We start from the raw sequence: 22186 nt of genomic DNA on the forward strand, positions 1-22186 counted from the left end.
CCACGATCAGTCAGCCCTCGTGCACCTCGACCGCCTTGGGCGTCTTCTTGCGGTCCACCCAGTCCGACGCCTTTTCCACCAGCATGAAGAACATGGGGATGAGGAAGGTAGCCAGGAGGGTGGCGGCAAGCATGCCGCCGATCACGCCGGTGCCGATGGAGTGACGGCTCGCCGAGCCGGCGCCGGAGCTGATGGCCAGCGGCACGCAACCGAGGATGAATGCCAGCGAGGTCATCACGATCGGTCGGAAGCGCAGCTTGGCCGCTTCCAGCGCAGCTTCCACCGGCCCCATGCCCTGCTCGCGGCAGAGCACGGCGAACTCGACGATGAGGATGGCGTTCTTCGCCCCCAGGCCGATCAGGGTCACCAGGCCGACCTGGAAGTACACGTCGTTCTGGATACCCCGCAGCCACACCGCGAGGATGGCGCCGAACACCGCGAAGGGCACCGCGGTGACCACCGCCAACGGCAGGGTCCAGCGCTCGTACTGGGCGGCGAGGATCAGGAACACCATGATCAGGCCGAAGACGAAGGCAATGCTGCCCGAACCGTGGGTCGCCAGTTCCTGGTAGGCCGAGCCGATCCAGCCGAGGCTGTAATCCTCGCCCAGTACCTCGTCCGCGACTTCCTGCATGGCTTCCAGGGCCTGGCCGGAGCTGTAGCCCGGCGCCGGCCCGCCGAGCACCTTGGCCGCCGGGTAGACGTTGAAGCGGGCGTAGGAGTCCGGCCCGAGGATGCGCTCCACCCGTACCAGGGACGACAGCGGCACCAGGTCGTCCGTGGACGAACGCACATAGACCTGGCTGAGGTCATCCGGCTTGCGGCGGAACTCCGGCTCCGACTGCAGGCTCACCTGCCAGGTACGGCCGTAGAGGGTGAAGTCGTTGACGTAGTAACTGCCGAAGGTGGCCTGCATGGCGGTGAACACATCGTTGATCGCCACGCCCAGGGCCCGCGCCTTGGTGCGGTCGAGGTCGATGTAGTACTGCGGCACGTTGGCGTTGAAGGTGGTGTTCACCCCGGCCAGTTCAGGACGCTTGGCCGCCGCCGCGACGAACTTCTGCACCACTTGCTGCAACTGCTGCACGGTGCCGCCGCTGCGGTCCTGGATGTAGGCCTCGAAACCGCCGGTGGTACTCATGCCGGTGATGGGCGGAGGGTTGAACGACAGCACGATGCCGTCCTTCTGCCCGGCGCCCATGCCCATGAAGGTGTGGGTCAGGTTACGGGCGTCCAGCTCGGGGGTGGTGCGCTCGCTCCAGTCCTTCAGCGGCACGAAGGACACGCCGGCGTTGCTGCGGGTGCCGAAGGTGAGGATGTCGAAGCCGGCGAAGGTGACGACGTCCTGCACCGCCGGGTGTTTCATCAGTTGCTCATCGACGGCGCTGGTCAGCTCTTCGGTACGGGTCAGCGAAGCCGCCGGCGGCAGGAAGTACGCGTTGATCACGTAGCCCTGGTCCTCGTCTGGCACCAGGGCGCCGGGCACGCGGCCAAAGAGAATGATCAACAAACCGATCATCCCGCCGAACAACAGCAGGCCGATCATGGCGCGCTTGAGGAAGAACTGCACGCCGGCGCCATAGCCATCGGTCATGCGCTCGAAGAAGGTGTTGAACCAGCGGAAGGGCGCCGCCGGCTCTCCATGGCCAGGCTTGAGCATCAGGGCGCAGAGCGCTGGCGACAGGGTCAGGGCGACGATGCCGGAGATCACCACGGATACCGCAATGGTGATCGCGAACTGCTGGTACATCTGCCCCGCCAGGCCGCCGAGGAAGCCCACCGGAATGAACACCGCACAGAGCACCAGCACGATGGCGATGATCGGTCCGGTCACCTCTTCCATGGCCTCGATCGCCGCCTCACGCGGGCCGATCTTCTTGGTCGCCATCACCCGTTCGACGTTCTCGATCACCACGATGGCGTCGTCCACCACGATACCGATGGCCAGCACCATGCCGAAGAGGGTCAGCAGGTTGATGGAGAACCCGAGCAGGTACATGCCGGCGAAGGTGCCGATCAGGGACACCGGAATCGCCAGCACCGGGATCAGGGTGGCGCGCCAGTTCTGCAGGAAGATGAAGACCACCAGCACCACCAGCACCAGGGCCTCGAAGAAGGTGTGGATCACCTCCTCGATCGAGACCTCCACGAATTTGGTGGTGTCGTAGGGGATCTTGTAGGCGATGCCCGAGGGGAAGCGCTTGGCCAGCCGCTCCATGGTCGTCTTCACGGCTTCGGCGGTATCCAGGGCGTTGGCGCCCGGCTGCAGGTAGATACCGAACGCCGCGTTCTGCTGACCGTTCAGGGCGGTCATCAGCGAGTAATCCTGGGCCCCCAGTTCCACCCGCGCCACGTCTTTGAGCAGCAGGCTGGCGCCGGTGGCGTCGGAGCGCAGGATGACGTTTTCGAACTCCCTGGGATCGGTGAAGCGGCCCTGGGTGGTCACCGTGTAGGTGAAGTCCTGGGGCTGGTTCAGCGGTTGCTGGCCGAAGCTGCCGGCGGCGAACTGGGAGTTCTGCTCGCGGATGGCGTCGACCACGTCCGCCGGTGTCAGGTCGTACTGCGCCAGCTTGTCCGGGCGCAGCCAGATGCGCATGGAGTAGTCCTTGGAGCCGAACTGGCTGGCCTCACCCACGCCGGGAATCCGCTTCAGCTCGTCGATCACGTTGATCAACGCGTAGTTGCTGATGTAGATCGGGTCGCGGGAGTTGTCCGGCGAATAGAGGGTGACCACCTGGAGGATGTCGGAGGATTTCTTCTCCACCTTCACCCCCTGCCGGCGCACTTCTTCCGGCAGCTTGGCCAGGGCGGCCTGGACCTTGTTGTTGACGTCGATGGTGGCCTGGTCCGGATCACGACCCACCTCGAAGTACACGGTCAGGCTCATGGCGCCGCTGCTGTCGGAGTTGGACAGCTGGTAGATCATGCCCTCCACGCCGTTGATTTGCTGTTCCAGAGGCGCGGCCACGGTTTCCGCGATCACCTGGGAGCTGGCGCCGGGGTAGGACGCAGAGACCGAGACCTGGGGCGGAAGGATCTCCGGGTACTGGGCGATGGGCAGTGCGCGCATGGCGGCGAGGCCGGCGAGCACGACGACGATGGAGATGACCGCGGCGAACACCGGCCGGTCAATGAAGAAACGCGAGATCACGGCGAGCGCTCCTTCAGGATTGTTTGGCGGATTGTTCAGCGGTTGCCTTGTCGGCTTCGACCGCCTTCACCGGGGTGTCCGGGCGTACCTTGGGCAGGCCCTCGACGATTACCCGGTCGCCGGCCGTGATGCCGGACTCGATCACCCAGCGACCGTTACGCGTATCACCGGTCTTCACCTGGCGCACCCGCGCCATGCCTTCCTTGTCCACCACGTAGACGAAGGTGCCACGCGGCCCCTGGGCCAGGGCGCGCTCGGGCAGGGTGATCGCCTGCGGACGGGTGAAGCCCTTCACCAGCACCCGAACGAACATGCCAGGCAGCAGTTTCTGTTCCGGGTTGGGCACCACGGCGCGCGCACTGACGGTACCGGTGCCGGTGTTGACGAAGCTGTCGGTGAAGTCCACCCGGCCGGTGAGCGGGTAGGTGGAGCCATCGCCGAACTTCAGGTCCGCGCTGAGCATGCCGTCCGGCGGCAGCTCCACGCTGCCATTCTTGACGCCTTCGCGCAGGCGCTCGGCCTCGGTGTCCGGGTAGGCGAAGTTGACGTAAATGGGATCGAGCTGGGTCAGCTGGGTCAGCAGACTGCCGTTGGGATCACCCGCCACCACCAGGCTGCCTTCGGAGCGGGTCTCCTTGCTGGTCATGCCGGAGATGGGCGCTTCCACCGTGGTGTAGTCGAGGTCGATCTGACGGGCCTTCACCTCGGCCTGGGCGGCTTCGACGTTGGCCTTGCTCTGTTCGAAGTTGGAGATGGCGTTGTCCAGCTCGCTTTCGCTGGCATAGCCCTTCTTCTGCAGTTCGCGGGTCCGCTTGAGGTCACGCTCGGTCTGCCGGTAGCGCGCCTGTTCCTGGGCCAGGGCGCCCTTGGCCCGGGCCAGGGCCGCCTCGTAGGTGCGCGGGTCGATGCGGAACAGAATTTGCCCCTGCTTCACCCGGCTGCCTTCGGTGTAGGTCCGCTGCTGGAGGATCCCACTGACCTGCGCCCGCACTTCCACTTCACGAAAGCCCGCCGTACGACCGGCATACTCCAGCACCAATGGCAACGGGCTGGCCTTGACGATTTCCACGACCACCTCGGGGGCAGGCGGAGCGGCGGACGGTGCATCAGCGGCGCCGGCGAGGCCGGCCAGGCTGAAGCTTGCCGCGAAAAGCGCAAGGCGGAAGGGAAGGTAACGAGCAAACGGCATAAAGTGTCTCCATACGGCGCCGAACCCACATGCGAGGCATGTGGCATAAAAATTCAACTCTGTTTGTAAACGGCGCCACACCGACCAAAATCGGTAAACTCCGTTCCCCAAACAAGAAGCCTAGACACTAATAGCCTACCTGCTATGCGCAAAACGAAAGAAGAAGCCGAAAAGACGCGCGTCGCAATTCTTACTGCTGCCGAGCTCCTTTTCCTTGAAAACGGCGTGGCTCATACCTCTCTGGAACAGATCGCCCGGGCCGCCGGAGTGACCCGGGGCGCGGTCTACTGGCATTTCCAGAACAAGGCCCACCTGTTCCACGAAATGCTGTCCCAGGTGCGCCTGCCCCAGGAGCAGATGATCGACCGCCTGTGCGGCTGCAACGGCCAGGACGCGGTGATGTCGCTACGCGACCTCTGTGTGGAGGCCATCGTCAGCCTGGCGCGGGACGAGCAGCGAGGGCGCATCTTCAACATCCTGCTGCACCGCTGCGAATTCACCGAAGAACTGCGGGAAGCCGAGGAGCGCCACTACGCCTTCGTCGACCAGTTCATCCAGCTCTGCGAAAAGCTGTTCGACCGCCCCGCCTGCCGCGAACGACTGCACGCCGGGCTGACGCCGCAACAGGCATCCCGGGCGGTGCACGGACTGGTGGTCGGGCTGTTCAGCGACTGGACCCGCGACCCGAAGCTGTTCGATCCGCTGCGGGACGCGGAGCCCATGGTGGATGCGCTGTTCCGGGGGCTGGTGAAGGATTGGGATTGAAAGGACCGCAACGCGGTCCCGTAGGTTGGCGCGGAGGAACGAAGCCCAACACCGGTGTCTCGACCGAACATGTTGGGCTTCGCCAGCTCAGCCGCAACGGGCCTCAGGCCGCTTCGGCCTGATACCCCTCTTCGCGAATGGCCTCCAGCACCTGCTCTTCCACCAGGCGGCTGGCCACCCGCACCTCACCCGCCGCCAGGTCCACCTGCACCTCGGCGGCCTGGTCGCGGGCCTGCACGGCCTGGGTGATGGCGCGGACGCAATGGCCGCAGGACATGCCTTGAACCTTGAATACCTGCATGGTCGTTCTCCTTGAGCGTGGAACCTGGCGCCAGTCTCATCCTTCCCGCCGTGGCAAGGTCAAGGCCCTGTGGAAAACCGCCTGCATTCGGCGAGTTCGTTGCGCAGAACTAGACTGAAAGCTGCCCAGTTCGCAGGAGATTCTCGCCATGTACGGCCTCCGCCCTGCCCTCCTTGCCCTGTTCGCCTCGCCGTTGTTGGCCCAGGCGCAGCCCGCCGTCGACTACGGCGTGCTGATCATTTCCCGCGAGCGCCTGGAGCTCGCCACCGCCTGCGACGTTGGCCTCTATCTGGAAGACCAGTTGGCCGCGCGGCTGGTGCAGGGCCAGATGGTCTCCTTCAACCTGCCACCCGGCCCGCTGTCCATTCGCCTCAGCCTGCTCGGTCCGGGCCGCTGCAAGCCGGGCATCGAGCAGTATCGCCAGCAGACCATCACTCTGGTGGCCGGCGAGGTCCGCAAATTCCGCCTCGCGCAGAGCACCGAAGGGCTCTACCTGATTCCGACCAAAGCTGCGCAGTGAGGGGCTTGACCTTTCCCTTGTGTCAAGGTTGATCCTAGGCGCCAGTTAAGGAGGATCAGCCATGACCAGTTCCACCGCATTCGACCTGCCCATCTCCGGGATGACCTGCGCCAGCTGCGCCGGGCGAGTCGAGCGCGCCTTGGCCAAGGTGCCGGGCGTGCATTCCGCCAACGTGAACCTCGCGACCGAACGGGCCCGCGTGGAGGCGCCCGGCGACAGCCTGCCCGCCCTGGTGGCGGCCGTGGAAGCCGCCGGCTACCAGGTGCCGGCCCAACGCCTGGAACTGGCCATCGGCGGCATGACCTGCGCCAGCTGCGTCGGCCGCGTCGAACGGGCCCTGCGCAAGGTACCGGGCGTGGCCGAGGTGACCGTGAACCTGGCCAGCGAGCGCGCCCACCTGCAGCTGTTCGGCCAGCCCGACAGCGCCCGCCTGATCCAGGCCATTGAAGCCGCCGGCTATACCGCCAGCCTGATGGACGAGGCCCAGCCGCCGGTGGACGACGCCGAGGCCCGTCTGCGTCGCGAACGCTGGGCGGTGCTGCTGGCCCTCGCCCTGGCCGTGCCGCTGGTGGTCCCCATGGTGCTGGAATGGTTCGGCCTGCACTGGATGCTGCCGGCCTGGGCGCAGTTCGCCCTGGCCACACCGGTGCAATTCATCCTCGGTGCGCGTTTCTACCGCGCCGCCTGGAAGGCGGTGAAAGCGGGCGCCGGCAACATGGACCTGCTGGTGGCCATCGGCACCAGCGCCGGCTACGGCCTCAGCCTCTACCAGTGGTGGGCGGCCCATCCCGGCCATGTCCCTCATCTCTACTTCGAGGCCTCGGCCGTGGTGATCGCCTTGGTGTTGCTGGGCAAGTACCTGGAAAGCCGCGCCAAGCGCCAGACCAGCGCCGCCATCCGTGCCCTGGAAGCCCTGCGCCCGGAACGCGCCACCCGCCTGCGCGACGGCCGCGAGGAAGACGTCGCCATCGCCGCGCTGCAACTGGGGGACCTGCTGGTAGTGAAACCCGGCGAGCGCTTCCCTGCCGACGGCGAGGTGAACGAGGGCCAGAGTCATGCCGACGAAGCCCTGATCAGCGGCGAAAGCCTGCCGGTGCCCAAGCAACCCGGCGACCGCGTCACCGCCGGCGCCATCAACGGCGAGGGCCGCCTGGTGGTACGCACCACCGCGCTGGGCGGCGAGACTGTGCTGGCACGCATCATCCGCCTGGTGGAAGACGCCCAGGCCGCCAAGGCGCCCATCCAGAAGCTGGTGGACCGGGTCAGCCAGGTGTTCGTCCCCGCCGTGCTGCTGATTGCCTTCGTCACCCTGGCCGGCTGGCTGCTGGCCGGCGCGGGTATCGAAACCGCGCTGATCAACGCCGTCGCCGTGCTGGTGATCGCCTGCCCGTGCGCCCTGGGCCTCGCCACCCCCACCGCGATCATGGCCGGCACCGGCGTGGCGGCGCGCCACGGCATCCTGATCAAGGACGCCGAAGCCCTGGAAGTGGCCCACGCCGTACAAGCAGTGGCCTTCGACAAGACCGGTACCCTGACCTCCGGCAGCCCGCGCATCGCCCATCTGGCCGCGAGCAATGGCGACGAGGCCGAACTGCTGCAACTGGCCGGCGCACTGCAACGCGGCAGCGAACACCCCCTGGCCAAAGCGGTGCTGGACGCCTGCGCCGAGCGCCACCTGGAAGCCCCCGCCGTGAACGCCAGCCAGGCCTTGGCCGGGCGTGGCATCCAGGGTCGAGTGGACGGACGCCTGCTGGCTCTGGGCAACCGCCGCCTGCTGGATGAACAACAGCTGCCAGCCGGAGAACTGGCCACACGCGCCGGTGAATGGGAAGCCGAAGGCCGCACCCTGTCCTGGCTGTTGGAACTGGAACCGGAGCGGCGCGTGCTCGGCCTCTTCGCCTTCGGCGACACCCTCAAGCCCGGCGCTGCGCAAGCCGTGGAAGCCCTGCGTGAGCGCGCCATCCACAGCCACCTGATCACCGGCGACAACCGGGGCAGCGCGAAGGCGGTGGCCGGCGCCCTGGGCATCGAATCCGTCCATGCCGAAGTGCTGCCGGCGGACAAGGCCGCCACCGTGGCCGCGCTCAAGGCGAATGGCGCGGTGGTGGCCATGGTGGGCGACGGCATCAACGACGCCCCGGCCCTCGCCGCCGCTGACGTCGGCATCGCCATGGGCGGCGGCACGGACGTGGCCATGCACGCGGCCGGCATCACCCTGATGCGCGGCGACCCGCGTCTGGTGCCGGCGGCCCTGGATATCTCCGGACGCACCTATGCAAAGATCCGCCAGAACCTGTTCTGGGCCTTCATCTACAACCTGGTGGGCATCCCGCTTGCCGCTGCCGGCCTGCTCAGCCCGGTCGTGGCGGGCGCGGCCATGGCCCTGTCCAGCGTCAGCGTGGTGAGCAATGCGCTGCTGCTGAAAACCTGGAAGCCGAACGACTGACGCGCACCTGTAGGGGCGAATTCATTCGCCAAGCGCGCCGATGGGGCGCCCAACGATTAGAGGAAATGCGTATGAACATCGGCCAAGCCGCCAAGAAAAGCGGGCTGACCGCCAAGATGATCCGCTACTACGAAGGCATCGGCCTGCTGCCGGAAGCGGGACGCACCGACAGCGGCTATCGCCAGTACAACGGCCAGGACCTGCACACCCTGGCCTTCATCAAGCGCTCGCGGGACCTGGGCTTCTCACTGGAAGAAGTGGGCCGGCTCCTGGAACTCTGGCAGGACCGCCAGCGCGCCAGCGCCGACGTGAAGGCCCTGGCCCGCGACCACATCGAGGCGCTGAACCGCAAGATCGCCGAACTGGCCGGGTTGCGGGACACCCTGCAGGAACTGGTGGACCACTGCCACGGCGATCAGCGCCCCGACTGCCCGATCCTCAAGGACTTGGAGTCGGGCGGCGGCTGCCACTGAAGACGCGGCCCAGCACATCCTTTGGCAGGACGGTGACCGCCAGGCCTATGAACACCAGCACGCAGGCCAGCCAGCCCGACGTGCTGAGTTGCTCACCCAGCAGCAGCCAGCCGGCCAGCAACCCCGATACCGGAACGGCCAGCGCGAAGGGCGTCACAAGGCTGGCCGGGTAGCGATGCAGCAGGAAGCTCCACAAGCCGTAGCCGACAGTGGTGGCGAGGAAGGCGACGTTAAGCAGCGCGCCGAGCCCGGCCCAGCTGGGATGGGTCAGCGCTGCGACGATGGCCTCCGGCCCCTCCAGGAAGTAGGACAGCGCCAGCAGGGGCAGCGGCGGGATCAGGCTGACCCAACAGATCAGCCGCAACATGTCCGTCGCACCACTGCGCTTGGTGGCGATATTGGCGAACGCCCAGGCCAGCGCCGCGACGATCACCAGCATGAACGCCAGCAGGCTGTCCCCCAGCGGCCGGTTTAGCCCGATCAGCACCAGGCCCGACGCCGCCAGCACCAGCCCCACCAGGCTCCGGCGGGCGGGGCGCTCACCGAGGAACAGGGCAGCCAGCAGGATGGTGAAGAACACCTGGCTCTGCAGCACCAGTGACGACAGCCCCGCCGGCATCCCCAGGTGCATGCCCACGAACAGGATGCCGAACTTGATCACCCCGAGCAGCATGCCGATCTGCACGATGCGCCAGAACGGCGCCGGCATCGGCCCACGCAAGAACAGCAGCGGCATCGCCGCAAGGGCGAAGCGCAGGGCGCAGAACAGCAGGGGCGGGAAATGCTCCAGGCCGACTTTGATAAACACGAAATTGACGCCCCAGATCAGGGTGACCAGCAGGGCCAGGAGAATGTGCGGGAATGGCATGGAATGGGCTCCGAACGTTGGACAACACGCTAGCAGCCGGGGTCGGAAATGTATGGATACAGATGGATGGGAAAACTGTTGGGGCTGTATTGAGCGCCGATGCCTGAGGGGGCGGATTCATTCGCCACGCAGGTCGTAGGGTGGATGTCGCTTTTCACATCCACCAATGGCGCCCAGGCGAACCGCGAAAGGTGGACCGGTGAAGCGTGGTCCACCCTACGGGGAGCCCGTAGCAGGCGGTTGGACTTTCCCGGATTGCATCCGGGTTACGGACTGGAGAGGGGTGACTCGCACCGTCCCTTGTAGGAGCGATTTCAATCGCGAAAGGGCGGCAACGCCGCCCCAACAAAAAGGGCCGCAATCGCGGCCCTTTCCGGTTCAGCTTGATCAGGCTCAAGCCTGCGACTGCAAATAGATCTTAGGCCCAAGGGCCTGAGCCCCCACTTTCGGCCCCCACAGAATTTTCACTGCTCACTACGAGCCCTGTGAAAGATGTCCATCGCTAACGCGAAGCGTCTCCGAGCTTGCCGGTTTTTCATCCAGCCACGAAAGGAAGGATTGCCTGAATGGTGTCTGCGGCGAGCGATCGTTGTCGATGCCGGTTTCCACCCATTCATTGCCCTCGGGCGCCCGGAGCGTTCCGAATATGTAATCCAGGAAGGGAAAGAATGCTGCGTAATTGCAGTTGTGATAACTGCAGTCCCGACCATGATGCAATCTGTGTAATTGAGGGCCAGAAAGGACGAAAGTCATCACGCCCAGCGAAACGCGAAGATTGGCATGGTTGAAATACCCCCAGCAGCTGAAAAGTATCAGTGAGCCCAGATAAGGGAGCATGCCACCTCCACATACCGCTATGGTTGGAATATGGGTAAACATGAAGCCAAGCAGGGCGCCCCCAACACTCTGCCGCAGGGAAGTCGTTGAATTCATGTGGGCATCGCTGTGGTGAATACGATGAAACTTCCACAGCACGGAAAATTTATGTTCCAGACGATGGGTCCAGTACTGGAAGAAGTCCCAGACCAGTGCATAAATGACCGTGGCAACTACAGCCCCCAGCAGCCCTTCGCTCCGCCAACCGGGAAAGACCTGATCTATAAGAGCCACACTCGGAAGCAGTTGGCTGTACCAGGTAATGAAGGGGGCACTGATCACCATGCCGATCAGCAAGTAAGTAAAAACACAGAGATTATGCCATCTACCTTTTAACCCGACATCAACCGTCGATGGCCTGCACGACTCGATCAACCAACAGACGCCACTGATGGATGCCACAATAGCAAGTGTCTTTAAATTACTTTCAAGTATTACCTTTGCCCACTGAATGAACTCTTCCATTGCAACCTCATTCTTGAAGCGGCAATACTACTGCGCCCATTCACGGGAAACAATGTGTTACAGATTAGTATTTGAACTGACCTTTCCATCCAATAACAAAAAAGGGCCGCAATCGCGGCCCTTTCCGGTTCAGCTTGATCAGGCTCAAGCCTGCGACTGCAAATAGTTCTGCAAGCCGATGCGGTCGATCAGGCCCAGCTGCTGCTCCAGCCAGTAGGCATGGTCTTCCTCGGTGTCCTTGAGCTGGACGGCGAGGATGTCGCGGCTGATGTAGTCCTTGTGCTTCTCGCACAGGGTGATGCCCTTGCTCAGCGCGGCGCGCACTTCGTATTCCAGCTTGAGGTCGGCGCGCAGCATATCCGGCACGGTGTGGCCGGGGTGGATGGTCTTCGGACGCATGTCCGGAGTGGCTTCCAGGAACAGGATGCGTTGCAGCAGGGCATCGGCGTGCTGGGTTTCCTCTTCCATCTCGTGGTTGATGCGCTCGAACAGCTTGTTGAAGCCCCAGTCCTGGTACATCCGCGAGTGCAGGAAGTACTGGTCCCGGGCAGCCAGTTCGCCGCGCAACAGGTCCTTGAGGTAGTCCACCACTTCGGCTTGGCCTTGCATCGCCACATCTCCTGAAAAAACCAATGAGCAAGGATCGTGTGCCGACCCGGTCTGGTCAAGTCGGACTCAATCGCGCAGCCACGGTGGCGTCGGCTCTTCCCGCACAGTTGGCGCGTCCTGTTCGGCCAGCGCCGCCTGACGCCGGGCTTCGTCGGCCAGGGCGGCCTTGATTTCGCGCATCACGGCGTCGAGGTCGGCGGCGTCCTCGGGTTCGGCGAACTGGCCGGTAAGCGGGGATTCCGGGGTCAGCTTGCCCTCTTCGAAGAGCGCCCACATTTCCTTGGCGTAGCGGGTGTACTTCAACTCGGGGGCGAACTGACCGAAATAAGCGGCCATGTTGCCGACATCGCGCTCCAGCATGCGGAACGCATGATTATTGCCGGCGGCGTCCACCGCCTGGGGCAAATCGATGATCACCGGGCCGTAGGGGTCGAGCAGCACGTTGAACTCGGACAGGTCGCCATGGACCAGGCCGGCGCAGAGCATCTTCACGATCTCGCCGATCATGAAGGTGTGGAATTCACGGGCGTCCTCAGGCGTCAGGTCGACATCGTTCAGGCGAGGCGCGGCATCCCCCTCACCGTCGCTGACCAGCTCCATCAACAGCACACCGTCGAGGAAGTCGTAGGGCTTGGGTACCCGCACCCCGGCGCCGGCCAGACGGAACAGCGCGGCCACCTCGGCGTTCTGCCAGGCGTCTTCACGCTCGCGACGACCGTACTTCGAGCCCTTGGCCATGGCGCGGGCGTCCCGGCTGTTGCGGACCTTGCGACCTTCCTGGTACTCGGCGGCCTGGCGGAAACCCCGCTTGTTGGCCTCCTTGTAGACCTTGGCGCAACGCAGCTCGCTGCCGCAGCGCACCACGTAGACGGAGGCTTCCTTGCCGCTCATCAGCGGGCGCAGGACTTCATCGATCAGGCCATCTTCCAGCAGTGGCTCAAGGCGTTTCGGGGTCTTCATGGAGGTGCAGCGGGCGATCCTGGGAGATGGAGAACACTGGGGCGACGTTATACGGCATGCCTTCGCTCGCCGCTATCCATGACGCGACAGACCGTAGCGCAGGGCCTCGATGGCATAGCGCACTTTGGCCGGCTGAGCGTCGCGGCGCGGGGTGACGATGTAGAGCCCCACCGGCGCCAGCTGCCATTCCGGCAGGAGCGCCAGCAACCGCCCGCTCGCGAGCTCCTCACGAATTTCCGCCTTCGGTTGCAAGGACAGCCCCATGCCCGCGAGAGTGAAGCTGCGCACCGCCAGGATGTTGTTGCAGCCCACCCGGCACTCCAGGCGCAGGCGCTGTTGCTCGCCGCCGGGCCCGGTGAAGGTCAGCTGGTGCTGCTGGCGTTCGCCGTTGAGGCTGATCCAGTCCAGCTCCAGCAATTGCTCGGGGCGGCGGATCGGCCCGCTGCGCGCGAGGTAAGCCGGTGAGCAGCAGAGCACCGCCGGCCAGTCGGCGAGATGGCGCGCCACCAGACTGGAGTCTTCCTGGCGACCGACGCGGATGGCCACGTCGATGCGCTGCTCCACCAGGTCGATCTGCTCGTCATGGAAGAACAGTTGCAAGCTCAGCCCCGGATGCGCCTCCAGCAAAGGCGCCAGGGCTTCCGTGAGCATGCCGTTGGAGAAGCCCACGGGCGCCGCGATGCGCAGTTCGCCCACCGGCGCATCCCGCAGCTCCGCCAGGCGCTGCTCGGCCTGCTGGGCCAGTTCCAGCACCTGGGCGCAGCTCTTGTAGAACACCGCGCCGGCCTCGGTGAGCGTCAGCTTGCGGGTCGTGCGGTGCAGCAGGCTGACCTGGGTTTCCTGCTCCAGCTTGCGGATCTGCTGGCTGACCGCCGAGGCCGTCATGCCCAGCACTTCGGCGGCGGCCACCATGCTGCCCCGCTCCACCACCGTGGCGAACACCGCCATGCGTTTCAGCTGCTCCATTCGTAAGCCCTGCTTAATTGTGAAAGCACCCTACGGCACTTTTTCCAATGATTATTCAGCAGCGATTATGCGTCACCTCGCAACCCACCTTGGAGATGCCCCATGAAAATCGCCCTGATCGGCGCTACCGGCTTCGTCGGTTCCGCTGTACTCACCGAAGCCCTGCAACGCGGCAACCAGGTCACCGCCATCGTCCGCCACCCGGAAAAACTGTCCCCACACGCCAACCTCACCGCGCGGAAGGGCGACGCCTACGACGCCACCGATATCGCCCATGCCGTGGCCGGTCATGACGCCGTGGTCCACGCCTTCAACCCCGGCTGGGGCGAGGCGAAGATTCGCGAACTGTTCATCGAAGGCACGAAAGCCATCTACGCGGGCGTCAGACAGGCTGGCCTCAAGCGCCTGCTGGTCGTCGGCGGCGCCGGCAGCCTCTACGTGGCCCCGAACCTGCAGCTGATCGACACCCCACACTTCCCCGCCGAGTACAAGGACGGCGCCGAAGGCGCGCGCCAGGCCCTCAACCTGATCCGCGAGGAAAGCAGCCTGGACTGGACCTTCCTCTCCCCGCCCGCCCTGCTCGAACCCGGCAAGCGCACCGGCCGCTTCCGTGTTGGCGGCGACCAGTTGCTGATGAGCGGCGAACAGCCGGCGCGCATCTCGGTGGCGGACCTCGCCGTCGCCCTCCTCGATGAGCTGGAACAACCCCAGCACATCCACCAGCGTTTCACCGTCGGCTACTGAGGCCTCCACCATGCCCCTGACCGCATCCGCCCACGTCGTCACCGCCACCCCGGCGCGCTACATCACCCGCCTGTGCAAACACTTTGCCCATCGGGTTCCGGTGAGCCATGACGAGGTGCAGGGCCGCATCGAATTCGACCTCGGCCTGGGCCTGCTCCGCGCCGAAGGCGACGGCCTGACCCTGGCCGTGGAAAGCCAGTCACCGGAAGGCCTGGAGCGCCTGAAGGAGATCGTCGGCAGCCACTTCGTGCGCGTCGCCTGGCAGGAGGAGCTGCACCTTCAGTGGCATTGACCGCCCACCCTGCCCTGGGTGGGGACCGGCCCCACTCTTGAGGCCTGGGCCCCACTCCTGGCGGGGCCCACCCCCACTCCACGCTGAAACCACCGAAACAGAGCCATTCCCTCCCGTGGCACGCCCATTGCTGAGAAGCAACTGCGACTGCGAAATACCCGGTTGCTGGCCAGGACGGCTGCATGCGTCCAAACGCGTTCGTGCAAGAGGGAGGCGCTTTCCAATGAATGACTCCAGGCCGCTGTACGACCCCGAGCTGAGCGTCAATGAGCTGAAGATTCACGAAGCGGGCGTGGAGGCCGTGTTCAGGAGCAGCGTGCCGCCCAAGGCGGATCAGCAGGATTCCTCCTGGATCGAATACATCGCGGGCCAGTGGGTCGTCGTCAAACCGCGCCCGGGCGCAGCCAGGGAGCGGCGCTACTTCCACGCCACACGCAAGCACATCGACAAGCTGCTGGACCAGGGCTGGAGCATCACCGGACGCGACCCGGTGCGCCTGGAAATCCACCAGCGGGTGAAGATCGTCAGGGGCGGCAAGCTGGTGAATGGCTGACGACAGATTTCTCGCAGGAGCGAGCGCTGCTCGCGAGCAGCGCTCGCTCCTACAGCATGGACATGTTCAGCGCAGAGCAGGCGAAAAAAAGGGCGGCCCCGACATTGCGGGCCGCCCTAAATCACGGAGTTGCTTACATCACGTGACTGCGATGACTTGCAGCCACGGGTATTGGATTACTTTTCCAGGATCGCGGTCACACCTTGGCCACCCGCCGCGCAAATTGAAATGAGTCCGCACCCCTCCCCCGCCACCGAAAGCAGCTTGGCCAGGTTGGCGACGATGCGCCCGCCGGTCGCGGCAAACGGGTGGCCGGCGGCGAGCGAGCTGCCTTTCACGTTCATCTTGTTGCGGTCGAGGGCGCCCAGCGGCTTGTCCAGGCCGAGGCGGGATTTGCAGTAGTCCGCGTCCTCCCAGGCCTTCAAGGTGCAGAGCACCTGGGCGGCGAAGGCTTCGTGAATCTCGTAGTAGTCGAAGTCCTGCAGCGTCAGCTTGTTGCGCGCCAGCAGGCGCGGCACGGCGTAGACCGGCGCCATCAGCAGACCTTCCTCGCCGTTGACGAAATCCACCGCCGCCGCCTCGCCATCGCGGAAATAGGCGAGAACCGGCAGGCCTCGCGCCTTCGCCCAGTCCTCACTGGCCAGCAGCACCACCGAGGCGCCATCGGTGAGCGGTGTGGAGTTGGCCGCCGTCAGGGTGCCGCGCGGGCCCGGCTCGAACACCGGCTTCAGGCTGGCCAGCTTCTCGGCATTGATGTCCGGGCGCAGGTTCTGGTCGCGGTTCAGGCCGCGGAACGGCGTCATCAGATCGTTGTGCCAGCCCTCGGCGTAAGCCGCGGCCAGCTTCTGGTGGCTGGCGATGGCCAGTTGGTCCTGCTCATCGCGGGGGATGGCCCAGGTCTGCGCCATCAGCTCGCAGTGCTCGCCCATGGACAGCCCCGTGCGCGGCTCGCCGTTGCGCGGGATATGCGGCGCCAGGTGACGCGGGCGCACTTTCAGCAAGGCCTTGATCTTGTCCCCCGTGGTTTTGGCGCGGTTGGCTTCCAGCAGGATCTGGCGCAGCCCTTCATTGACCCCGATGGGCGCGTCGGAGGTGGTGTCCACGCCGCCGGCAATGCCGCAGTCGATCTGCCCCAGGGCGATCTTGTTGGCAACCAGGATCGCCGCCTCCAGGCCGGTGCCGCAGGCCTGCTGAATGTCGTAGGCCGGGGTTTCCGGAGCCAGGCGCGAGCCCAGCACGCATTCCCGCGCCAAGTTGAAGTCCCGCGAGTGCTTGAGCACCGCCCCCGCCGCGAACTCGCCGACGCGCACGCCGTGGAGGTTGAAGCGTTCCACCAGGCCTTCGAGGGCACTGGTCAGCATGTCCTGGTTGCTCGCCGTGGCGTAGACGGTGTTGGAGCGGGCGAAGGGGATGCGGTTGCCGCCGACGATGGCGACCCGGCGGAGCTGGGCCATGGTGACTCCTTGGAATGAGGGTTTGCGGGATGCAGTGTGGGATACAAGACTAGACGGCTGGATTGGCCGCCTCGACGGCCGGCAGGTCAGCGCGGTCAATTGCGTGCAACGCCGGTCTGCGTAGAGTGGGCCCACTTTCGATTTGCCGCAGGAGCGCCAGCCCATGAACGACCGTTATCTCGCCTTCGCCAACTCCAACGCCGGCCGGCGCCTGGTGGGCGCCCTCGGTCTGCCGGCGCCGGTGCGCCTGGAGCGCTGGATGGCGGGCCGCGCGCGGCCGGTGGACGGCGCCCTGCTGATCGGCGGTTCCGGCGCGCTGGCCGAGGCCGCCAGTGCCATGCTGAACAAACTCACCGACCAGAACTTCGCCGCTGATGAAGGCCGCTTCGGCCTGCCGCGCTGGACCGTCGAGCACGGTCCGAGGCTCAAGGCGCTGATCTTCGACGCCAGCGGCATCACCCGCTACGAGCAGCTGATCGAACTGCGCAACTTCTTCCAGCCGGCCCTCAAAGGCCTCGGGAAATGCCCGAAAGTGGTGGTGCTGGCCCGCGCCCCGGAGTCCCTGAAAGACCTGGAAGCCGCCAGCGTGCAACGCTCCCTGGAAGGTTTCACCCGCTCCCTGGGCAAGGAAATCCACCGGGGCGGCAATGTGCAGCTGGTCTACGTCGGCAAGGGTGCCGAAGACCAGTTGGAAGGCAGCCTGCGCTTCCTCCTGTCGCCCAAGAGCGCCTATGTCTCGGGCCAGGTGCTGCGCCTCGCCGCCTGCGCCGAGAAAGTCCAGGACTGGACGCGCCCCCTGGCCGGCAAGCGCGCCCTGGTGACCGGTGCCTCCCGTGGCATCGGCGCCGCCATCGCCGAAACCCTCGCCCGTGACGGTGCCGACGTGATCCTGCTGGACGTGCCGCCGGCGAAGGACGCCCTCGATGGCCTGGCCGCACGCCTCGGCGGCCGGGGCGTGGCCATGGACATCACCGCCGAGGATGCCGCCAGCCAACTGGTGGAAGCCTTGCCCGATGGCGTGGACATCCTGGTTCACAACGCCGGCATCACCCGCGACAAAACCCTCGCCAGGATGAGCGACGACTTCTGGAACTCGGTGATCAACGTCAACCTGCGCGCGCCGCAGGTACTCACCCAGGCCCTGCTGGATGCCGGCAAGCTTCACGACAATGGCCGCGTGGTGCTGATCGCCTCCATCAGCGGCATCGCCGGCAACAGGGGCCAGACCAACTACGCAGTGAGCAAGGCCGGTGTGATCGGCCTGGCGCAGAACTGGGCGCCCGTCCTGGGCAAGCGCGGCATCAGCATCAACGCCGTGGCACCAGGCTTCATCGAAACCCAGATGACCGCCGCCATTCCCCTCACCCTCCGCGAAGCCGGCCGGCGCATGAACGCCATGAGCCAGGGCGGCCTGCCCCAGGACGTGGCCGAAGCCGTGGCCTGGTTCGCCCAACCCGGCTCCGGCGCCCTGACCGGACAGGTGATGCGGGTGTGCGGGCAGAGTTTGTTGGGGGCGTGAGGCCAGCACCCGGAGTGAATCGAATCCCTACAGGACAGTGCCTCGGTCCAGGCGAGGCGCGGACAGCGCCCTCTCCCTCCGGGAGAGGGCGGGGGGTGAGGGAAGGTGGGAATGGCGCCAATCAACAGGGCAGCCCTTCGGCCTGCTTGGCGAATGAATTCGCCCCTACAAGAGCCGTCGCCCGTACAGGAGCCGTCACCCATACAAGAGCCGTCGCCCCCGGGCAGCGAGGACTCAGCCCTCGCCCTTCCCCTTCCTGCGAAATTCCACCGGCGTCTCCCCCACCCAGCGCTTGAACGCCCGGTAGAAGGTGCTCGGCTCGGAAAAACCGGTGCGTTCGACGATCACCTCGATGCGCTCATCGGTCTTCAACAGCAGCTCCTTGGCCAGCCGGCAGCGGTAGTCGGTGACCAGGTCGTTGAAGCGCACCCCAGCCACGGCCAGGCGCTCGCGCAGGCGGCGGGCGGGCATGTTCAGGCGGGCGGCCACCTGTTCCAGGGTCGCGCCGCCGTCCACCAGCAGCTCGCCGATCAACTCGCGCACCTGGCGCACCAGGTCCAGGCGCTCGACTTCCGCGAGTTGGCGACGGGCGAGGGATTCGTGCATCCGCAGCAGGTCCGGCGCAGCGTGGCGCGAAGGCTTCTCCAGCACCTCGGCGTCGAAGATCAGCGCATAGCGCTCGGCGCCAAGCTTCGCCGGGCAGCCGTAGACCACCTGGTAGCGCTCGGCGGGGGCGCCTTCGACATGCATCAGCTGGACTTCCTGGGGTTTGAACTGGCCCTCGGTCAGGGCCTGGAATAGACGGATCACCGCGCCGGCGAGCATCTCCGGGAAATGGCGGTTGCTGCCGGCATGCTGGCCGAGGGAAAGCACCGCGCGGCGGCCTTCCACATCCAATCGGGCGTTGAGGGTGTCGGACAGCAGGCGCACATAACGCAGGGCATGGCGCAGCCCTTCGCCGAAGGTGCCGCTGGAGAGGAACAGGTATTCCAGCAGCAAGCCATGGAAGGCGGGCAGATGGCTCGCCAGGTAGAGGCCGACATGCTCCTCGCCGCATTCATCGGCGGCGGCCTTCCAGAACTGGGTTTGCGCAGCATGGGGAAATCGACCTGCGGGCAGCCCGCCTGGCGGCAGGCCTACGCGCACCAGAACCTTGTCCGGATCAGTGCCGCTGGCACGCAGGGCGTCGATCACCGGGCGCATCAGCGCCACATCGTCGGTCAGATCACGCATCATTTTCGGAGAATTCTTATTGTCTGCGAGGCGCAGCAATCTTATGCAGCTTTGTCGCCGGCACTCAAGGCTCTAGCACGCGCGTAACAATTGACTGCCCTGCCGCGCGGCCGAGCCGTCCGGCCAATGTGCGTCCCGCGCGGGTGACTATGCTGAGCCCCATTCGCCTCAAGGAGATCCCGCATGGCCACCGAATGGCTCGACCTGCCCGCGCCCCCCGCCCTTCCCGGCCTGTTTGCCCGTGCCGCCGTGCGCCGTGGCACCACCGGCAAGGTTCTGCCCGAACTGGGCGTGCGCTGCCAGGTGAGCGTCGACCCCGGCCACCTGGACCGCTATCGCACGGTGTGTGGCTTCGTCGAAAAAGGCCTGCTGCCGGCGACTTATCCACACATCCTCGCCTTCCCGCTGCAGATGCGCCTGCTCACTGATCCGCACTTCCCTTTCCCGCTGCTGGGCCTGGTGCACCTGGAGAACCGCATTCGCGTGCTGCGCGCCCTGGGCGGCCTCGGCCCGTTTACGGTCAGTGTGCAGGTGGATGATCTCCAGCCCCATGAAAAGGGCGTCACCTTCAGCCTGATCACCCGCCTGGAAGACCAGCTCGGCCTGGTCTGGGAAGGTGACAGCCGCATTCTCTTCCGGGGCCTGCGCCTGCCCGGCCAGCCCGGACCGCGTGCCGCCGTGGACAGCCTGTCCCTGGAGCACCTGGACCAGTGGTACGCCGACGCCAGCATCGGCCGGCGCTACGCCCGCGTGGCCGGCGACTACAACCCCATCCACCTGTCGGCAGCCAGCGCCAGGCTGTTCGGCTTCCCCCGCGCCATCGCCCACGGCCTGTGGAACAAGGCCCGCTGCCTGGCGGCGCTGGAAATCCACCTGCCCGCCGCCGGCTACGAGGTGGACGTGCGCTTCCAGAAACCAGTGCTGTTGCCCGCTGAACTCACCTTGCTGGCCAGCACGCCGGGACCCGCGGGCCAACTCGCCCTGCGCGGCAAGGACGACACGCCGCACATGACCGGGAGCTGGCAGCCCCTCGCCTGACCCTTGCGCGGGATAAGCGCCGGCGGGACCATAGGCGGCTCAAGGAGAGCCCCATGAACCTCGACGAAATTACCGCCCGCCTGCACGCCATCCGCGATCACAACGACTGGCGGCAATTCCACAGTCCGAAGAACCTGGCCATGGCCGCCAGCGTGGAAATGGCCGAGCTGGTGGAAATCTTCCAGTGGCTGACCGAAGACCAGTCCCGTCAGCTGCCCGCCGAAAAACTTGCCCACGCAGGCCAGGAGGTGGGCGATATCGTCCTCTACCTCCTGCTGCTCTGCGCCGAACTGGGCATCGACATGAACGAAGTGGTGCGCGCCAAGCTCGCCGACAGCGAAAGGCGGTTCACATGAACGACCGGCACTTCGATGAAATGGCGACACGCTTCGCCGAGAAGATCTATGGTGGCGCCAAGGGCGCCATCCGCCTCGCCGTACTCCAGGCCGACCTGGCGGAAGTCCTGCCCGACCGCCCGCTGCGGGTGCTCGACGTCGGCGCCGGTCTCGGCCACATGGCCCTCTGGCTGGCCGAGCGTGGCCACCAGGTCACCCTGGCCGAACCCGCAGAGCCCATGATCGAGGGCGCACGCCAGCGCTTCAGCGATGCCGGCCAGGCCGCCACCTTCATCCAGGCGCCCTGGCAGGAACTGCTCGGCCAGCTCACCGAGCCCTACGACCTGGTGCTCTGCCATGCCGTGCTGGAATGGCTGTCCGAGCCCTTCGCCATGCTCCCCGTGCTGCATCAGCTCACCGCCAAGGACGGCCTGCTGTCCCTGGCCTTCTACAACAAGGACGCGCTGATCTACCGCAACCTGCTCAAGGGCCACTTCCGCAAGCTGCGCAAGCACAAGTTCGCCGGCGAAGGCCAGAGCCTGACCCCGCTCCAACCCCTTGACCCACGCGACCTGGCGGCGCAACTCGACGGTCACTGGCAGGTCGAACGGCAGAGCGGCGTGCGGGTGTTCCACGACTACATGCCCCAGGAGTTCCAGGCCAAGGCCGAACTGGTCGATCTGCTGGAAATGGAACTGGCCTACCGCCGCCACCCCAGCTATCTGGGGCTTGGCCGTTACCTGCACTGGATCTGTCGCCCCCTGTGAGAGGAGGGTCTATGAAACGCCTTGCCCTGCTCGCCTTGACCCTGCTGCTCGGCGCCTGCCAGAGCCCCAACCCCTACAAGGCCGAGTCCCGCCCGCTGCCGCCCGCCCCGCCGGGCGCGGCCACCACCTTCGACGCCAGCGCCTACCCCGCCGCCCCGCGCGACTTCGCCCGCTACCGCAGCTGGGCCTGGCTCGATGGTCAACTGCCCGCCGGCAACAACTGGGCGACCGCCGAACAGATGGCCGACATGGTCAACTCGGGGCTCGACCAGCACGGCCTGCGCCCGGCGCGCAATCCGGGCGAGGCCGACCTCAAGGTCAGCGCCAGCCTCCGCTACGAGCGGCGCCTGCGGCAGTACGACGATTACGGCGGCGTCTACTACGGCAACGGCCCCTGGCACGACCAGTACGGCGCCTGGGCCACGGTGCCCATCGTGCGGACCTACGAAGAACAAGTGGCGGTGGTCCACCTGGAGTTCTACGACGCCCACGACAACCAGGCGGTGTGGACCGGTAGCGGCGAAGCCTCCGCCAACGGCGACCGCTCCGACGGCGTGGCCGCGCTCAGGCAGGCGGTGAAAGATGCGCTGGACGACTATCCGCCCCGTTGAAGCGCCGGAGTATTCCCACCTTCCCTCACCCCCAGCCCCTCTCCCGGAGGG

The 22186-nt window shown here is 65.9% G+C and carries 22 protein-coding genes; 12 read left to right on the plus strand and 10 right to left on the minus strand.

What is annotated here, in order from left to right; all coding sequences use genetic code 11:
• Positions 1-10: 10 nt before the first annotated feature.
• A complete protein-coding gene (locus TQ98_RS23600; RefSeq protein WP_044873954.1) occupies positions 11-3151 on the minus strand; it encodes an efflux RND transporter permease subunit in 3141 nt (1046 codons plus the stop codon).
• Positions 3152-3164: 13 nt separating this feature from the next.
• The gene (locus tag TQ98_RS23605) at positions 3165-4340 is read right to left on the minus strand and encodes an efflux RND transporter periplasmic adaptor subunit (RefSeq protein WP_044873953.1); all 1176 of its coding nucleotides are present in this window, start codon (positions 4338-4340) and stop codon (positions 3165-3167) included.
• A 144-nt stretch (positions 4341-4484) separates the two neighbouring features.
• Between TQ98_RS23605 and TQ98_RS23610 the strand changes: the two genes are divergently transcribed.
• Positions 4485-5105: a TetR family transcriptional regulator gene (locus TQ98_RS23610; RefSeq protein ID WP_044873952.1), complete on the plus strand. Its 621-nt coding sequence runs from the start codon at positions 4485-4487 to the stop codon at positions 5103-5105.
• Between the two features lie 103 nt (positions 5106-5208).
• Here the strand turns inward: TQ98_RS23610 and TQ98_RS23615 are convergent, their stop codons facing one another.
• Positions 5209-5406, minus strand: coding sequence for a cation transporter (locus tag TQ98_RS23615; protein WP_044873951.1), 198 nt, complete (start codon positions 5404-5406; stop codon positions 5209-5211).
• Between the two features lie 148 nt (positions 5407-5554).
• On the opposite strand from TQ98_RS23615, the gene TQ98_RS23620 reads away from it, so the two are divergent.
• The 3 genes from TQ98_RS23620 (at position 5555) to cueR (ending at position 8845) form a co-directional block, all read left to right on the plus strand.
• Positions 5555-5926, plus strand: a complete 372-nt coding sequence (locus tag TQ98_RS23620; protein ID WP_044873950.1) for a hypothetical protein — start codon at positions 5555-5557, stop codon at positions 5924-5926.
• Between the two features lie 61 nt (positions 5927-5987).
• The gene (locus tag TQ98_RS23625; RefSeq protein WP_044873949.1) at positions 5988-8372 is read left to right on the plus strand and encodes a heavy metal translocating P-type ATPase; all 2385 of its coding nucleotides are present in this window, start codon (positions 5988-5990) and stop codon (positions 8370-8372) included.
• Positions 8373-8443: 71 nt separating this feature from the next.
• The gene (gene cueR, locus TQ98_RS23630) at positions 8444-8845 is read left to right on the plus strand and encodes a Cu(I)-responsive transcriptional regulator (protein ID WP_103103072.1); all 402 of its coding nucleotides are present in this window, start codon (positions 8444-8446) and stop codon (positions 8843-8845) included.
• On the opposite strand, the gene TQ98_RS23635 is transcribed toward cueR, so the two are convergent.
• From TQ98_RS23635 to TQ98_RS23655, 5 genes are all read right to left on the minus strand, one after another.
• Positions 8811-9713, minus strand: coding sequence for an EamA family transporter (locus TQ98_RS23635; protein ID WP_044873946.1), 903 nt, complete (start codon positions 9711-9713; stop codon positions 8811-8813). The genes cueR and TQ98_RS23635 overlap by 35 nt on opposite strands.
• A gap of 474 nt (positions 9714-10187) precedes the next feature.
• The gene (locus TQ98_RS23640; protein WP_044873945.1) at positions 10188-11054 is read right to left on the minus strand and encodes a sterol desaturase family protein; all 867 of its coding nucleotides are present in this window, start codon (positions 11052-11054) and stop codon (positions 10188-10190) included.
• A 144-nt stretch (positions 11055-11198) separates the two neighbouring features.
• Positions 11199-11663 carry a bacterioferritin gene (bfr, locus tag TQ98_RS23645; RefSeq protein WP_044873944.1) on the minus strand — a complete coding sequence of 155 codons (465 nt, stop codon included), beginning with the start codon at positions 11661-11663 and terminating at the stop codon, positions 11199-11201.
• A gap of 66 nt (positions 11664-11729) precedes the next feature.
• The gene (locus TQ98_RS23650) at positions 11730-12623 is read right to left on the minus strand and encodes a PA4780 family RIO1-like protein kinase (protein WP_044873943.1); all 894 of its coding nucleotides are present in this window, start codon (positions 12621-12623) and stop codon (positions 11730-11732) included.
• Positions 12624-12695: 72 nt separating this feature from the next.
• The gene (locus TQ98_RS23655) at positions 12696-13589 is read right to left on the minus strand and encodes a LysR family transcriptional regulator (protein ID WP_044873942.1); all 894 of its coding nucleotides are present in this window, start codon (positions 13587-13589) and stop codon (positions 12696-12698) included.
• Between the two features lie 102 nt (positions 13590-13691).
• Between TQ98_RS23655 and TQ98_RS23660 the strand changes: the two genes are divergently transcribed.
• The 3 genes from TQ98_RS23660 (at position 13692) to TQ98_RS28200 (ending at position 15178) form a co-directional block, all read left to right on the plus strand.
• On the plus strand, positions 13692-14333 hold the full coding sequence (locus TQ98_RS23660; protein WP_044873941.1) for an NAD(P)-dependent oxidoreductase: 642 nt from the start codon (positions 13692-13694) through the stop codon (positions 14331-14333).
• A gap of 10 nt (positions 14334-14343) precedes the next feature.
• Positions 14344-14625 carry a DUF2218 domain-containing protein gene (locus tag TQ98_RS23665; RefSeq protein WP_044873940.1) on the plus strand — a complete coding sequence of 94 codons (282 nt, stop codon included), beginning with the start codon at positions 14344-14346 and terminating at the stop codon, positions 14623-14625.
• Between the two features lie 223 nt (positions 14626-14848).
• Positions 14849-15178: a hypothetical protein gene (locus TQ98_RS28200; RefSeq protein WP_052659225.1), complete on the plus strand. Its 330-nt coding sequence runs from the start codon at positions 14849-14851 to the stop codon at positions 15176-15178.
• Positions 15179-15354: 176 nt separating this feature from the next.
• Here TQ98_RS28200 and TQ98_RS23675 read toward each other — a convergent pair whose 3' ends face one another.
• Entirely contained in the window at positions 15355-16632 is a 1278-nt protein-coding gene (locus TQ98_RS23675) for an acetyl-CoA C-acetyltransferase (RefSeq protein ID WP_044873939.1), read from the minus strand.
• 163 nt (positions 16633-16795) lie between these two features.
• On the opposite strand from TQ98_RS23675, the gene TQ98_RS23680 reads away from it, so the two are divergent.
• A complete protein-coding gene (locus tag TQ98_RS23680) occupies positions 16796-18151 on the plus strand; it encodes a 3-oxoacyl-ACP reductase (protein ID WP_044873938.1) in 1356 nt (451 codons plus the stop codon).
• A 234-nt stretch (positions 18152-18385) separates the two neighbouring features.
• On the opposite strand, the gene TQ98_RS23685 is transcribed toward TQ98_RS23680, so the two are convergent.
• Positions 18386-19384 carry an AraC family transcriptional regulator gene (locus tag TQ98_RS23685; RefSeq protein ID WP_044874141.1) on the minus strand — a complete coding sequence of 333 codons (999 nt, stop codon included), beginning with the start codon at positions 19382-19384 and terminating at the stop codon, positions 18386-18388.
• A gap of 183 nt (positions 19385-19567) precedes the next feature.
• On the opposite strand from TQ98_RS23685, the gene TQ98_RS23690 reads away from it, so the two are divergent.
• Genes TQ98_RS23690 through TQ98_RS23705 form a run of 4 tightly spaced genes read left to right on the plus strand, consistent with a single transcriptional unit; the run spans position 19568 to position 22135 of the window.
• A complete protein-coding gene (locus TQ98_RS23690; RefSeq protein ID WP_044873937.1) occupies positions 19568-20422 on the plus strand; it encodes a MaoC/PaaZ C-terminal domain-containing protein in 855 nt (284 codons plus the stop codon).
• A gap of 53 nt (positions 20423-20475) precedes the next feature.
• Positions 20476-20778: a nucleotide pyrophosphohydrolase gene (locus TQ98_RS23695; protein WP_044873936.1), complete on the plus strand. Its 303-nt coding sequence runs from the start codon at positions 20476-20478 to the stop codon at positions 20776-20778.
• Positions 20775-21524, plus strand: a complete 750-nt coding sequence (locus TQ98_RS23700; RefSeq protein WP_044873935.1) for a methyltransferase domain-containing protein — start codon at positions 20775-20777, stop codon at positions 21522-21524. The genes TQ98_RS23695 and TQ98_RS23700 overlap by 4 nt, the downstream gene beginning before the upstream one ends.
• Positions 21525-21535: 11 nt before the next feature.
• On the plus strand, positions 21536-22135 hold the full coding sequence (locus TQ98_RS23705; protein WP_044873934.1) for a DUF4136 domain-containing protein: 600 nt from the start codon (positions 21536-21538) through the stop codon (positions 22133-22135).
• The last annotated feature ends 51 nt before the right edge of the window (positions 22136-22186 follow it).

It is taken from the genome of Pseudomonas sp. LFM046, from assembly GCF_000949385.2.
Lineage (GTDB): Bacteria > Pseudomonadota > Gammaproteobacteria > Pseudomonadales > Pseudomonadaceae > Metapseudomonas.

Excerpts from the sequence above, each read along its gene's own strand:
- TQ98_RS28200 (WP_052659225.1), top strand. The coding sequence starts at position 14,849 with ATGAATGACTCCAGGCCGCTGTACGACCCCGAGCTGAGCGTCAATGAG.
- TQ98_RS23620 (WP_044873950.1), top strand. The coding sequence starts at position 5,555 with ATGTACGGCCTCCGCCCTGCCCTCCTTGCCCTGTTCGCCTCGCCGTTG.
- TQ98_RS23705 (WP_044873934.1), top strand. The coding sequence starts at position 21,536 with ATGAAACGCCTTGCCCTGCTCGCCTTGACCCTGCTGCTCGGCGCCTGC.
- bfr (WP_044873944.1), bottom strand. The coding sequence starts at position 11,663 with ATGCAAGGCCAAGCCGAAGTGGTGGACTACCTCAAGGACCTGTTGCGC.
- TQ98_RS23655 (WP_044873942.1), bottom strand. The coding sequence starts at position 13,589 with ATGGAGCAGCTGAAACGCATGGCGGTGTTCGCCACGGTGGTGGAGCGG.
- cueR (WP_103103072.1), top strand. The coding sequence starts at position 8,444 with ATGAACATCGGCCAAGCCGCCAAGAAAAGCGGGCTGACCGCCAAGATG.
- TQ98_RS23625 (WP_044873949.1), top strand. The coding sequence starts at position 5,988 with ATGACCAGTTCCACCGCATTCGACCTGCCCATCTCCGGGATGACCTGC.
- TQ98_RS23635 (WP_044873946.1), bottom strand. The coding sequence starts at position 9,713 with ATGCCATTCCCGCACATTCTCCTGGCCCTGCTGGTCACCCTGATCTGG.
- TQ98_RS23605 (WP_044873953.1), bottom strand. The coding sequence starts at position 4,340 with ATGCCGTTTGCTCGTTACCTTCCCTTCCGCCTTGCGCTTTTCGCGGCA.
- TQ98_RS23615 (WP_044873951.1), bottom strand. The coding sequence starts at position 5,406 with ATGCAGGTATTCAAGGTTCAAGGCATGTCCTGCGGCCATTGCGTCCGC.
- TQ98_RS23700 (WP_044873935.1), top strand. The coding sequence starts at position 20,775 with ATGAACGACCGGCACTTCGATGAAATGGCGACACGCTTCGCCGAGAAG.
- TQ98_RS23680 (WP_044873938.1), top strand. The coding sequence starts at position 16,796 with ATGAACGACCGTTATCTCGCCTTCGCCAACTCCAACGCCGGCCGGCGC.
- TQ98_RS23675 (WP_044873939.1), bottom strand. The coding sequence starts at position 16,632 with ATGGCCCAGCTCCGCCGGGTCGCCATCGTCGGCGGCAACCGCATCCCC.
- TQ98_RS23665 (WP_044873940.1), top strand. The coding sequence starts at position 14,344 with ATGCCCCTGACCGCATCCGCCCACGTCGTCACCGCCACCCCGGCGCGC.
- TQ98_RS23610 (WP_044873952.1), top strand. The coding sequence starts at position 4,485 with ATGCGCAAAACGAAAGAAGAAGCCGAAAAGACGCGCGTCGCAATTCTT.
- TQ98_RS23640 (WP_044873945.1), bottom strand. The coding sequence starts at position 11,054 with ATGGAAGAGTTCATTCAGTGGGCAAAGGTAATACTTGAAAGTAATTTA.
- TQ98_RS23685 (WP_044874141.1), bottom strand. The coding sequence starts at position 19,384 with ATGCGTGATCTGACCGACGATGTGGCGCTGATGCGCCCGGTGATCGAC.
- TQ98_RS23650 (WP_044873943.1), bottom strand. The coding sequence starts at position 12,623 with ATGAAGACCCCGAAACGCCTTGAGCCACTGCTGGAAGATGGCCTGATC.
- TQ98_RS23690 (WP_044873937.1), top strand. The coding sequence starts at position 19,568 with ATGGCCACCGAATGGCTCGACCTGCCCGCGCCCCCCGCCCTTCCCGGC.
- TQ98_RS23695 (WP_044873936.1), top strand. The coding sequence starts at position 20,476 with ATGAACCTCGACGAAATTACCGCCCGCCTGCACGCCATCCGCGATCAC.
- TQ98_RS23660 (WP_044873941.1), top strand. The coding sequence starts at position 13,692 with ATGAAAATCGCCCTGATCGGCGCTACCGGCTTCGTCGGTTCCGCTGTA.